Annotated in this window: 14 protein-coding genes and 2 pseudogenes; 13 read left to right on the top strand and 3 right to left on the bottom strand. The window is 43.5% G+C overall.

What is annotated here, in order from left to right; genetic code table 11:
- Nucleotides 1–63: 63 nt before the first annotated feature.
- From ABGV42_RS13815 to ABGV42_RS13805, 3 genes and pseudogenes are all read left to right on the top strand, one after another.
- A complete protein-coding gene (locus tag ABGV42_RS13815; RefSeq protein WP_347382152.1) occupies nucleotides 64–489 on the top strand; it encodes a MarR family winged helix-turn-helix transcriptional regulator in 426 nt (141 codons plus the stop codon).
- A gap of 175 nt (nucleotides 490–664) precedes the next feature.
- A pseudogene (locus ABGV42_RS13810) lies at nucleotides 665–1,619 on the top strand (NAD(P)H-dependent flavin oxidoreductase).
- Nucleotides 1,620–1,692: 73 nt separating this feature from the next.
- Nucleotides 1,693–1,892, top strand: a pseudogene (locus ABGV42_RS13805) (NADPH-dependent FMN reductase); the annotation flags it as partial.
- A gap of 239 nt (nucleotides 1,893–2,131) precedes the next feature.
- On the opposite strand, the gene ABGV42_RS13800 reads toward ABGV42_RS13805, so the two are convergent.
- Together ABGV42_RS13800 and ABGV42_RS13795 are read right to left on the bottom strand one after the other, a co-directional pair.
- A complete protein-coding gene (locus ABGV42_RS13800; RefSeq protein ID WP_347382151.1) occupies nucleotides 2,132–2,680 on the bottom strand; it encodes a hypothetical protein in 549 nt (182 codons plus the stop codon).
- Nucleotides 2,681–3,058: 378 nt separating this feature from the next.
- Complete coding sequence (locus tag ABGV42_RS13795; protein ID WP_347382150.1) at nucleotides 3,059–3,307, bottom strand: PepSY domain-containing protein; 249 nt, start codon at nucleotides 3,305–3,307, stop codon at nucleotides 3,059–3,061.
- 224 nt (nucleotides 3,308–3,531) lie between these two features.
- On the opposite strand from ABGV42_RS13795, the gene ABGV42_RS13790 reads away from it, so the two are divergent.
- Nucleotides 3,532–4,029 carry a GNAT family N-acetyltransferase gene (locus tag ABGV42_RS13790; protein ID WP_347382149.1) on the top strand — a complete coding sequence of 166 codons (498 nt, stop codon included), beginning with the start codon at nucleotides 3,532–3,534 and terminating at the stop codon, nucleotides 4,027–4,029.
- A gap of 182 nt (nucleotides 4,030–4,211) precedes the next feature.
- Nucleotides 4,212–5,216, top strand: a complete 1,005-nt coding sequence (locus ABGV42_RS13785) for an alpha/beta fold hydrolase (protein ID WP_347382148.1) — start codon at nucleotides 4,212–4,214, stop codon at nucleotides 5,214–5,216.
- Nucleotides 5,217–5,276: 60 nt separating this feature from the next.
- Here the strand turns inward: ABGV42_RS13785 and ABGV42_RS13780 are convergent, their stop codons facing one another.
- Nucleotides 5,277–5,483: a DUF1272 domain-containing protein gene (locus tag ABGV42_RS13780; RefSeq protein ID WP_347382147.1), complete on the bottom strand. Its 207-nt coding sequence runs from the start codon at nucleotides 5,481–5,483 to the stop codon at nucleotides 5,277–5,279.
- A 169-nt stretch (nucleotides 5,484–5,652) separates the two neighbouring features.
- Here ABGV42_RS13780 and ABGV42_RS13775 point away from each other — a divergent pair, with 169 nt between their 5' ends.
- From ABGV42_RS13775 to ABGV42_RS13740, 8 genes are all read left to right on the top strand, one after another.
- Nucleotides 5,653–6,075: an Lrp/AsnC family transcriptional regulator gene (locus ABGV42_RS13775; protein WP_347382146.1), complete on the top strand. Its 423-nt coding sequence runs from the start codon at nucleotides 5,653–5,655 to the stop codon at nucleotides 6,073–6,075.
- A gap of 133 nt (nucleotides 6,076–6,208) precedes the next feature.
- Nucleotides 6,209–6,715, top strand: a complete 507-nt coding sequence (locus tag ABGV42_RS13770) for a GNAT family N-acetyltransferase (protein WP_347382145.1) — start codon at nucleotides 6,209–6,211, stop codon at nucleotides 6,713–6,715.
- Between the two features lie 368 nt (nucleotides 6,716–7,083).
- Nucleotides 7,084–7,503, top strand: coding sequence for a hypothetical protein (locus ABGV42_RS13765; RefSeq protein ID WP_347382144.1), 420 nt, complete (start codon nucleotides 7,084–7,086; stop codon nucleotides 7,501–7,503).
- On the top strand, nucleotides 7,500–8,789 hold the full coding sequence (locus ABGV42_RS13760) for an ammonium transporter (protein ID WP_347382143.1): 1,290 nt from the start codon (nucleotides 7,500–7,502) through the stop codon (nucleotides 8,787–8,789). Before ABGV42_RS13765 ends, ABGV42_RS13760 begins: the two co-directional genes overlap by 4 nt.
- A gap of 150 nt (nucleotides 8,790–8,939) precedes the next feature.
- Entirely contained in the window at nucleotides 8,940–9,881 is a 942-nt protein-coding gene (locus ABGV42_RS13755) for a YwqG family protein (RefSeq protein ID WP_347382142.1), read from the top strand.
- Nucleotides 9,882–10,066: 185 nt separating this feature from the next.
- On the top strand, nucleotides 10,067–10,528 hold the full coding sequence (locus tag ABGV42_RS13750; RefSeq protein ID WP_347382141.1) for a DinB family protein: 462 nt from the start codon (nucleotides 10,067–10,069) through the stop codon (nucleotides 10,526–10,528).
- 141 nt (nucleotides 10,529–10,669) lie between these two features.
- Nucleotides 10,670–11,611: an aminoglycoside phosphotransferase family protein gene (locus tag ABGV42_RS13745; RefSeq protein WP_347382140.1), complete on the top strand. Its 942-nt coding sequence runs from the start codon at nucleotides 10,670–10,672 to the stop codon at nucleotides 11,609–11,611.
- Entirely contained in the window at nucleotides 11,608–12,339 is a 732-nt protein-coding gene (locus ABGV42_RS13740; protein ID WP_347382139.1) for a response regulator transcription factor, read from the top strand. Before ABGV42_RS13745 ends, ABGV42_RS13740 begins: the two co-directional genes overlap by 4 nt.
- Nucleotides 12,340–12,364: the final 25 nt, after the last annotated feature.

Genomic DNA, 12,364 nt, shown 5'->3' with positions numbered 1-12,364 from the left:
CTAAAAAATGACCGTGATATATTTAGTGCGCTAAATATGTTTCGGGTTAGAGGAGGTTCATCTATGAAGGTTAATGTTGACTGTGATATTCGAGGGTCCTTGGATAAAGTTTCTTCCCAAACGCGTCGGAATTATAGTGAGAGTCTTAGAGAGCTTAATCTATATGTAGGCCAAGATAACTTACTTGCGCGTTTGTGGTTGAGTGATGGAATAACACAAATGCAGCTATGTGAACATTTAAAATGCGAACCGCCTACGGTAACAAATATGGTTAAAACGCTAGAGCAGAATGGTTTCATATACCGTAAACGTGATGAGGAAGACGCAAGGGTTATGCGAATTTACCTAACGGACAAAGGCAAAGAATTAGAAGAACCCGTTAGATTTAAATGGAAACAACAGCAAGAAAAATTACTACAGTCCATTTCAGCTGAAGAACGCTTAATATTAAGGGATTTACTAAAGCGTATGGAGAAAAACTTATACTAAGTTTTCCTCAACTAAGTATTTAGCACACTAATATTTAGTCCGCTAAATATAGGTTTAGAAGCCTTATAGATACTCTGGCTGCCCTAGTAAGTTAGCCAAGCTGAAAAATATTTAGCAAACAAAGTACTTATTGACCAAGGTTGTTGAAAATAATCGTAAGCAGGAGGATTCAAACATGAATAATAGAATATGCGAAATATTAAATATAGAAAAACCGATTATACAGGGCCCGATGTCTTGGGTTACCAATGCCGAATTTGTTGCAGCGGTAAGCAATGCTGGTGGATTAGGATTTCTAGGTCCCAATGCCGGTCAGATGGAGATAACTCACCCGAAATAAGTGCGGAAAGAATGAGAACTGAAATACAGAAAACAAAATCGTTAACGAATAAGCCATTTGGAGTATCTGTGCTCGTAAACTGCGATTTAGCTTATACATGGCCGATTTTAGAAGCTGTTATCGACGAGAACGTCTTGTTGTTCATGTAGGCGGTATGCTGGATGAAAGAATCTTTAAACCGTTAAAAGAAAATAATATTAAAATTGTTTATAGACCCCTTACTCCTACTATTGAAGATGCAAAAGCTGCAGAAGAATTTGGAATAGATGTTTATGTATCGACTGGATTTGATGAAGGGGGTACGGTTCCAGAACGAGTCATAGGAACATTTTCGATTGTTCCCATGATTGTAGATGCTATAAATACCCCTGTACTCGCAGCTGGTGGTATTGGAGACGTTAGAGGAGTGCGCGCCGCATTTGCTTTAGGCGCTGAAGGAGTGTTTGCTGGCAGTGTCTTTATTCCAACCAAAGAAAATCCAGCAGCAGAAAACGTGAAACAAATGATTGTAGATGCTACGGCAGAAGACTTGCTAATGTTCCGTACTTTACCCGCATATTATCGTTCTTTACCTACTACATTAGCGAATAAACTCGTCGAAATGGATAATCAAGGTGCTAGTCGTGAAGAAACAGCAAAATTGATGCGTGGATCCATTGGAATGCGGATCGGCATGCTAGAAGGCAATACAGACGATGGCTATATTTCTATAGGTACTGGAATTACGCCAATTAAAGAAATCAGAACGGTAAAAGAAGTGGTTGATAGTTTGATGCAAGACTTTAATTAAAATATAGTGATTTTTTTAAAAAAATCATCAACTCTAAAAGCACTAAACAGCCTAAAAAATTGATGCCAACAGTGTTGAACATTCAATATACAATGGCATTGAAAACTCCCCCATTTTAATCGTGAATTAGATAATGATAAACCACCAGTAGAGGTGCAAATATATAGAGAATTGCTTTCAAAAGCAGATGGAGTCATTATCTGTACACCCGAATATATAAAGGGTGTACCTGGTGTCTTAAAAAATGCTTTAGAATGGTTGGTGTCGTCTGCGATAGGAGCTTCCTTCAGGATTCGAAGACTTTATTGACGAAGTCTCCCCTCTCTTACAAGAAAGGGGGACTTCCCGTAAAGAATAAAACACTTTACACGGTAATGGAACTAACGGGAAACGACAGCTCAATAAATCCAAGAAGGTAGCCGATCCTCATTTTTTAGGAAGAGGGATCAACGTGGTTTTGACCGTATTGGGAGCATAAATATTTATTTGTCACACTGATCATTTGGATGACATCAATCAATTGTATAGATGTCCCAATCTCCTTGTTTATTTTGCCGGATCACATACATCATTTTTACTTTTTCGACCGAATCGGTCGTTGTATCCAGACGTTCACCAAGAACAGTAATATGTAACTGATTATAATTAGATGCTTTTTTCTCTATACCCTCGATGCTTGAAAAAATATATTGGAACTGCTCACCATAATAAACATCCATGGCATCAGCCAGTCGATCATTGACAAAACCGAATCGGTACAGTTTGTAATCATGCTGCACGAGAGCGGTCAGATTCTTTTCAAGTACATCCAGCGCGGGACGCTCGTATTCTTTCAACAGATCTTTAGCTGATTCTAAATCAATTGTCAAGTCAGCTTTAAAGTTGGTAATCGACGAAGGCGTAGCTCCAGTATCTTGTGATTTTGTTGTATTGGGAGATGCATTCCGAGTAGGTGTATTTGTAGATGATGTTGGTTCAACTTTCGGCAGACTTTCTCCACTACATGCCGCCAAAAAAATTAGAGAGGCTAATAAGGTTGTCATTACAATTGGTTTTATCACTATATTCCACCTCTTTAAATATTAGTAGATTAGACGCTACGAAGTATGAAAAAGTTACATTAATAGTTCAATAATTTATTATCAAAGAGGTGAAGTTACATACGGTTTAGAATTAAAGAGTGCTATCATTCTATACAAACGCAAAGTTTGATTCCTGTGGGCAACAGACCCTTTATAAGTGGATATAAGACTGATTACTGTGAGCTATAACTAAATTCACGTTCGACTAACGGGAAACGTTACTGTAAATTGACCTGGACATCCCGCAGACATTCCGAAGGTATCCGTACACGAAGAGTGTTAACCCAAGGTTGATATGCAAAAAAAACGAGGCACCCGCAGCGAAGGTATTCGCGGGGCTGCCTCGTTTTGTTGTGTTTAAAAGTTATAATCAATGCCTTCGCCAGCGCCTGTGCGGGCGTTTACGTATACGTGAGAGACGCCTTCGATCCCAGTGACGGGAAATGCATATACGAGCTTGTCTTTGTGGATCTCCAGCTTTGGCTTACCCGAGGCGTTTACTTTTGGGCCAAGCTTCGCGGAGGCTTGCTCTGCTGTCAGCTTCGGGTGAATGGGGAAGGTTTTATTGTAATGGGAAAAATAATTAGACGCATCAAAGCTCTTCAACACACCGGTACGGCGATCAAATTTCCTAATAATTCCAACGGACTATCGTTAGATAGTTGCGTATCGTTACTTGTGGGTGATAATTAAGCTAAAGGGAAACGATAGTCCGATAATACAAAGAAGCAGCTGATCAATATGATCAGCTGCTTTTTGTTTAACTAAAGGTCAGGTTATTTCTAAAAGAAGTATAATATTGGATATGTATATCAATGGAGGGGAATTCGATGTTTATAAGAGAGATAAAACCTGAGGATGCTGAAGGTTTTAGTTTGCTAATGAAGCAAGTTGAAACCGAGGCTGATTATATGCTTATGGAACCCGGAGAAAGAAAAGGTTCTCCTGAACAACAACGCAAATGGTTGGAACGAGTGGACGTAGAGAATAACTCAACAGTACTTGTTGCAGAACAAGATGGACAGTTAGTAGGATATTTAGCAGTCATTGGCGGAGATACAAGAAGAACAAAACATTCATGTTACCTGGTTATAGGTATCTTAAAAGAATACACAGGGCGTGGTATAGGAACACATCTATTTCAAAGGCTAGAGGAATGGGCAATGACTCATAATATCTTAAGATTAGAACTTACGGTGGTCATTCAAAATGAAGCAGGTGTATCGCTATATAAGAAAATGGGATTTGAGATAGAAGGGATAAAAAGAAACTCACTATGGATAAATGACACACTTTTCGACCAGTATGTTATGTCAAAATTATTATAGAATTTGTATAACTAATGGGCAATATGGGCTCAATGCGAAACATTCATTTAGAATAAATTCGACACTGATTACGGGGTGAAGTGTAGTACAACTAAAAAATCCAAAATTTAAACTTAACTTAAACTGGGTCCGTACTTCACCTTTAACCTGGCGCGTTATGATCGTTCCCAGGATGATCATCAATGAAGGGAGCCAAGTATGAAGTGAGTGTCAAAAGGAAAAGTAAGATTCTAACCATCATCAAGAGAATGCTTGTGTTCATGTTGTCCGTTGTACTCATCTGGATTTGCTTTCATCATTTCATGAAGCTGGTGGAACAAGATAAATACCCGGCAATGGGGCAGTATATCCAAATGGATAATAAACGGATGCATGTCTACACAAAAGGGAACGGACCAAACACCATTGTGTTACTAAGCGGCTTGGGAACAGCCTCGCCTGTACTGGATTTTGAGCCTTTAATTAATGAAATGTCCAAGCATAACAGAGTTGTCGTCCTAGAGCCATTCGGATATGGCTGGAGTGATATGACGGATGAGAAAAGAACGGTGGAATACATCATTGGGGAACTGAGAAGTGCATTGCAGCAATTAAATATTCCAGGGCCATATGTATTAATGCCGCATTCTGTTTCCGGAATTTACAGCATGTACTATGCTCATGAATACCCTGAAGAGGTTAAGGCGGTTGTAGGAATAGACGCAACACTGCCAGCAGCTCTAGATTACTTCAATGAATCTCCTCCATCCATGCCGAGTTATATGAGATATGTGGCACCCGCTGGATTAGCTAGACTCGTCATTTCCTTAGATGATCGGAGTTATCTTCCCCTTGCGAATGAGGGAACTTACTCGGACGAGAATTTAGCTATGACCAAGGCGATTACAGCATGGAGGGGTTATAACAAAAATGTCGTTCAAGAGACTAATGAACTGGGTGATAATGTGAGAAAAACGGCTCACATGTCATTTCCGTCAGATATGCCTGTGTTGTTTTTTAGCAGAGACGATGGCAGGGTGAGGGAGGACGGTAGATCTCCATTTACTTTTTTACAAACCCAACTTACCGATCATCCTGCGAGTACAATCATTCCTTTACAAGGTCATCATTACCTTCATTGGACCCGGTTCAAGGAGATGAGCGAAGCTGTCCTGAAATTCATGGATGATATTGAAGATAAGGGGTGACGATAGCTCTACCAAAAAATCGAAATAAGGCAGCCGATCAACATGATCGACTGCTTTTGTTCATTTAACAGATGTAATGGGACAACTCAATGAAGTTTCACTTCTTGGCCTTTTTACGAGTTCGCCTTGACAGTTAGGGCACACATACTTCATTTCCGCGGTACACTCCTGGCAAAAAGTACATTCATGCGTACAAATATACGCTAAAGAATCAGTATTGAGCCTACTTTCACATTTTTCGCATTTGTTTCTCATTTCTAAAGACAAGGTGATGAACCTCCTATACTTATATTTATTAGAAACGTTCTAATGATCTAATTTTAATAAATACGTTGCTACCCTTACATAATGATCTTATTGTAATTTTATAGAATAGCTTTCGTTTTAACTGAAAAACTGGCGTTTAACTTAAAATTTTCAATGAGGAGTTATAACCATGGATGAAATCGATAGAGACATATTGTTACACTTGCAGGAAAATGCCCGGTCTTCCTTTACTGAATTGGGAAAAAAGGTAGGGTTATCTACCCCGGCTGTGAATGAAAGAGTTAAGAAACTTGAAGAAAAAGGGATCATCGCTGGCTATAAAGCAATCATTAATCCGGACAAAATAGACAAACCTATCACAGCTTTTATCCTTTATAACAATACAAAGTGTGAACAGTTCACAGCATTCTGCAAAAATCATACGAGTGTGATCGAGTGTCATCGATTGGCTGGATCGTACAACTATTTAATTAAAGTTTTAACTGAGTCTGTCCAATCTCTAGAGAGCTTTATTGATGCTTCCATGTCATTTGGACAGCCTTCTACATTAATTAGACTTTCTTCACCTGTGGAGAGTAAACCCATGAATTAAATGCGATGGAGTAAACCATTCGTGTTATTCACTTATCCTTGCATAGGAATGTTTGGGGGATGACGTCTGCTTGCCTTCTCCGTTATAATATTCGTCATACTAGAGTTCGATCTGGAATGATGGAGGAATAGACATGAAGCTGGATAGTGTGCAGATTGAATATGCGCGTCTTGAGGATTTGCCGAGAATTGTGGAGATCTATAATTCCACGATCGAGAGCCGGATGGTGACAGCGGATCTGGAGCCTGTTACGGTTGAGCAGCGCGTGCCTTGGTTCGAGGAGCATTCGCCGGACCGTCGTCCGCTCTGGGTGATGAGACTTGAAGGGCAAGTTGTGGCCTGGGCCAGTCTGAGTTCATTTTACGGCCGGCCTGCCTACAATGGTACGGTGGAAGTAAGTGTGTACGTTGACAAGCAATGCCGGGGAATCGGAGCCGGTGGACGTTTGTTGAATACGATCTTTGCTGCTTGTCCTGCGCTGGGGATTACGACGATCCTGGGTTTTGTCTTTGGACATAATGAACCGAGTCTTGGTTTGCTGCGCAAGCATGGCTTTGAGCAATGGGGCTACTATCCGGAAGTGGCTGTACTGGATGGTGTGAACCGGGATTTGGCGATTTTGGGTAAAAAAATAATGTAAATGATCTGCTGCCAGGCGATGAGCCATGCTCAGCTTTAATTTCTAATGACTTCTATCAACTGCAAACCTCCAATTCACGATGACGTGCATTGGAGGTTTTTTTAGGTTTTTTTATGAATACGGAGAGTTCTCCAAACAAGAGCTGCTGCGCAGTACTGAAATGCGGATGCATGATCTATAGCATAGAGGATCGAAGCGGGAAATGCGAATGGTGCCGAATTGATGTTGTTATGTGTAGTGATATAAACAAAAATAAAGCCGTCTGCAAGAAACGACTTCTTTCCACTCCAAAAAAAGATTGACGGGCAGACCACGGCAAACTATAATCGGTAACAAGTAACTTGATATGTAAGGAGTCCTGACATGATATGTTAGTAATCGACGAGGTGTACCACCATACAGCATTGCAAATATCATCGTCCGATTTATTGTACCTTATCGAGCAGCTGAAGGTCAAAAAAGAAAATGAGATCGAAACCCTCAAACATAAAATCGAACAATTCGAGCAAAAGAAGCGTGCGGAAGAAGTCGCCTATCAATCCATGTCGACAGTACGGAAGTGGTTCGCAGGACGTCCTGCCACCCATCATCAGGCTGTGGAATATATGGTGCAGGTGAAGGAACGCTTTCGCAAGATGGAGCAGATCCGCCGCCATATTCGTGAACTGGATCGGATCATAGAGCAAATTGAGCATCCTCGCAACAAGGAGAAGGGCGAGATTGAGCTCCCGCCCGAGTTGATTCGTGAGATCAGACAGCTTAATGAAACGGAGGATGTACAAGCATGACTTTGGAGACGTTAAGCTCCGGGATCGATACGGTCTGGGTGGTACTGAGTGCGGCCATGATATTATTGATGGAGGGTGGATTTGCGCTCCTGGAGGCTGGGTTTGTACGTTATAAAAATAGTGTGAACATTATTATGAAGGTTTTTGCCGACATAACGATAGGTACATTGCTGTTTTATGCTATCGGATTCGGATTGATGTACGGTTCTGATGCCGGAGGCTTTGTTGGGGTTACGGGATTCTTCCTGAACGGCGATCTGTCTCATATCGACGTACCCGTATCGCTTGAAACGTTCTGGCTGTTCCAGGCCGCGTTCACCATCGCCGTTATCTCCATCGTGTCAGGTGCGGTAGCTGAACGAATCAACTTCCGGGCCTATCTCCTGTATATCATCTTGATGACGGCCATTATATACCCGATTGGCGGCCACTGGGCATGGGGCGGCGGCTGGCTCAGCGAGCTGGGCATGCAGGATTTTGCTGGGTCAGCTGTCATTCATGCACTGGGCGGATTCTCAGCTTTGGCTGCAGCGATCATTATTGGTCCGCGCAAAGGCAAATACACGCCTCATGGCGTGAGTGCGATTGCACTTCCAAGCAATCTTCCCCTTGCATCTGTAGGTGCATTTCTGCTGTGGTTCGGCTGGTTTGGTTTCAACGCAGGGAGCACGCTGAGCGCCACGGATGCAAGAATCGGCCATATTGCGATTGTCACCATGTTATCGGCTGCCTCGGGTGGAGCGGTTACGATGTTGTACACGCTGTTCCGTTTCAAACGTTCAGATGCGCCATCGGTCATTAATGGATCCCTTGCTGGTTTGGTGGGGATTACGGCAGGCTGTGCATTTGTAGGCGATGCTGCCGCGATCTTTATCGGCGCGGTATCCGGTCTGCTTATGATGGCAGCAACCAATTGGCTTGACCGTCGCCGGATTGATGATCCGGTTGGGGCTTTCCCTGTCCATGCGGTATCCGGGATGTGGGGTACGATTGCTGTAGGGTTGTTCGCCACAGACGGTGGGTTATTCATGGGCGGTGGATGGAAGCTGTTGGGTGTTCAGACACTCGGGCTTACGGCGCTCGTAATTTGGGGCTTTGTCATGACCTGGTTCGGTCTGAAGCTCATTGGCAAAATGGTACCTGTTCGCTCCACGGAAGAAGAGGAAGATCTGGGACTGGATATCAGCTACCATGGCGTGATGGCTGCACATCAGGCTCACGAGTTTCTCGATGGAGAAGAGCACATTCGGGCTTTCCAGCGTGATCCGTCCGATCGGATTCGTTAATTAGGTTATATATGTAAGGAGACCTGCAGATGGCTCTGCGGGTCTCTTTTTTTCACCTCAAGCAGGGAAAGAAGTCGTGCCGGAAGAATATACAGGTGTGAACGTGAATATGTCTCACCATAGATGTATTGGCTGAAGGAGAGGATCTGAATGATTAAACCTGAACAATGTGAACGTCTGACCAGAAAAGCTCGCAAAACGCTGGAGGAGTACGGATTGGGCACTGCCGCTGATCTATTGGTATCCTCAAGTCGCTGGGGAATCCGGCTGGATGTATCGACACTCGATGAATATCGCCGAACGGGTAATTCACGTGTGGGTGGGAATCCGGACCTGCCTGAGCATGTCCAATGGCCGTTGACACAGGATGGGGTGCCGATGACTTTTCTTGCCCAGCTGAATCTCGTGGACTTGCTTCCATATACCCCGAATGATGGACGTGTAAGCTTGCCTGAACGGGGAATGCTCTACTTTTTTATTGGAGTCGATGAGCCAGCCTACAATATTGAACACCATGTGATCTATGAGCCGGATTCGCATAACTTGACTAGGCGTGAGCCCCAGGGCGTTACCGCTCTGGAGACCAATTTTGTTCCCCATGCCGTTACAGTGCTGCCTAATTTGGAGTTTCCTACATATGCTTATGTTGATGCCCAGGCGCTGAATGCACTATCCGTACAGCAGACGGGCGAGAGTGAAGTGGCAGACCCGGAAGGGGGACTGTATGAACGATATCTTGAATTCGAATCGGACTGGAATCATCCGAGCACCCAGAACTGGGGCGGCATGTTTGGATACCCTGACGGTCAGCACCCGGACGCAGAACATCAAGCTCTGTTGCAGATCGTGCTCGGTGAAGAATATGAATATGATGAAGAGAAGTGTGAGAACAAGCTGACCGCCCATTATGGCGGAGATCCAGAGCGTATACGGCAGGAACTGGAGGATACACTGCTGCTTCTTAAGATAGATACACATGATGCCATCGGTTTCCAGTGGTGGGACTGCGGAGAACTGCAATTTTTCATTCGTAAGTCTGATCTGTTTGCCGGAAGATTTGACCAAACCTATTGTTCGTTATACTCAAGCTAAAGTCCGAATTAAATCTATAGAAGCAACAAAACGTCCCTAATTCCGTCTATATGATGGAGGAGGGACTTTTTTTGTTCGTGAATGTTGGTTTTGGTAGGTAGCTTGTTTATATATATAGGGGGTGTAGTTCCGATTGAAATACGATCATGTGTTCTGTATAATGGGATGAAAAGGAAGTGATATCGGTGATTCAATCTGCATTCAAACATATTGATGTGGCAGTAACATCATTGATTGATATCTGTGATGAGCTGTCTGAACAGGATTTAACTTTGACTCCGATTGAGGGAAAACCACCGGTTGGTGAGCTGCTCTCTCATTTGTCGATGATCTGCCGAGCAGGCGTGTACATATCAGAAGGTGCCTCGGAAGAGGAGATGGCTGCGTTTTACGAAGAAAATCAACCCCGTACGTTAAGTGAGATCAAACAAGCTCTTATTGAGAATCAGATGTATTTATATCAACGGTACCGACAATTTAATACAGAGGAACTGCTGAAGGTGACTGATTCCTATTGGGGAGCATCCTACAGTCGTCTGGAGTGGCTGCTTGAGATTATGGGGCATGTGTATCATCATAGAGGACAACTATATACGATGCTGACCCTGACGGGAAGAGAGTCCAGGGCATATTGCTTGAATAATTGAATACATAGCGTTTTAGGTGCTGCCTGAATCAGGCTCGTTCTGATAAAATACATAGAAGCTTGACGAGTCCGGTGCTGCAAAAGGTTAAAGGATCAGTAGACGGACGATACTACTTATACGTTAACAGCGGAGGACCAGGGGTTGAAACGATATCTTATATATCAGGCGTTAAAAGACATGCTTCAGAACATTCCTCAACTGCGTCAGGCTACAGAGATTGAGCCCTTGTTGAGAGGATATTCATCGGATCTGAAATGGAAGGTCTTTGTCCCGGATCAGGGATATTTTTTGCTGTGCACTTTTCACTTGTCTCAGGAACCAATGAAAAGGAACGAATATCAATGCATGACAGCCTTGCAGGAACTGGGGGTCCGTTGCCCATTACCAATAAGCCTGGGACGACTGGATGAAGAGAATGGTTATATGCTGCTTGCCTATATCGAGGGTGAAGAAGCAGCGAGGGTTCTTCCTCGAATGGACCAACAGAGCCAGTGGGACATAGGCATGGAAGCAGGTGCAGAACTGCGGAAAATTCATCGTCTCAAGGTGGAGGGACTAGCGGAGTCGTGGTACATACGCAAGAGTAAGAAGCATCAGCGTTATATGGAGAGGTACAGACAGTGCCTCGTCCAAATGAATCGTGATCAGAACATTCTTGCATTTATTGAACAACATCTGGACTGGATGAAACATCGGCCGGATGGATTCCAGCATGATGACTTTCATCCGGGCAACCTTGTCATCAAGGAGGATAAGCTTGCAGGAGTTATTGATTTCAATCGTTTTGACCAAGGCGATCCGGTTCACGAATTTTTGAAGTTGGGCTTGTTTGCATCTGAGACGAGCATTCCATATTCCATTGGACAGATCCAGGGTTATTTTGGCGGTAACGAGCCTGATGAGCAGTTCTGGAGATTATACTCTTTATACACAGCAATGGCGCTGGTATCTTCTGTGGTATGGATCCAGCAGGTGATGCCGGAAGAGACGAATGACATGATGGACAAGATTGAGCGTGTCCGGGAAGATCATGATGATTTTCGCAGATTCATTCCCCGGTGGTATAATTTGAAGAATCAATGATTCATGGAATCGAAAGGAATAATGCCGTGGCACAGCCAGCTACCATTCTGCTTGTGGATGACGAGCAGGAAATTATTAAACTGATGGAAATTTATTTTGGCAATGAAGGGTACAGGGTTTTAACGGCAAGTGACGGCATCGAGGCGCTGGAACAATTGAAGAAAGAGCAGATCGATCTGATTATTCTGGATGTCATGATGCCGAATATGGACGGAATCGAAGCATGCATGAAGATCAGGGAGGAGCAGAAGATGCCCATCATCATGCTCTCCGCCAAAAGCATGGATATCGACAAGATAACGGGACTGAGCATTGGTGCGGATGATTATGTGACCAAGCCGTTTAATCCCCTTGAACTGGTCGCCCGGGCCAAGTCCCAGCTTCGCAGGTATTATACGTTTAATGAAGCACGGGAACAAAAGGAGCATGAGTGGGTCATTGATGATCTGGTCATCAATACCGATACGCATGAGGTATGGGTGGATGAGCAGCCCGTTCGTCTGACTCCCCGTGAATTTGCCGTGCTGGAACTGCTCGCACGTCATCAAGGCTCAGTATTAAGCATGGAGCAAATTTACAGACAGGTATGGAAAGAAGAATTTATGGAATCGAATAATACGGTGATGGTGCATATCCGGAAGATTCGTGAGAAAATTGAAGTCGACAGCAAACATCCAAAGTTTATTCAAACCGTGTGGGGTGTCGGCTACAAAATGATTAAACCGTAACAGGATGCATGATCATATCGTTACG

The sequence above is a fragment of the Paenibacillus pabuli genome, from assembly GCF_039831995.1.
Lineage (GTDB): Bacteria > Bacillota > Bacilli > Paenibacillales > Paenibacillaceae > Paenibacillus > Paenibacillus pabuli_C.
Note: the sequence above shows the minus strand (reverse complement) of the source record. Positions and strands in the feature narration are given on the sequence as shown.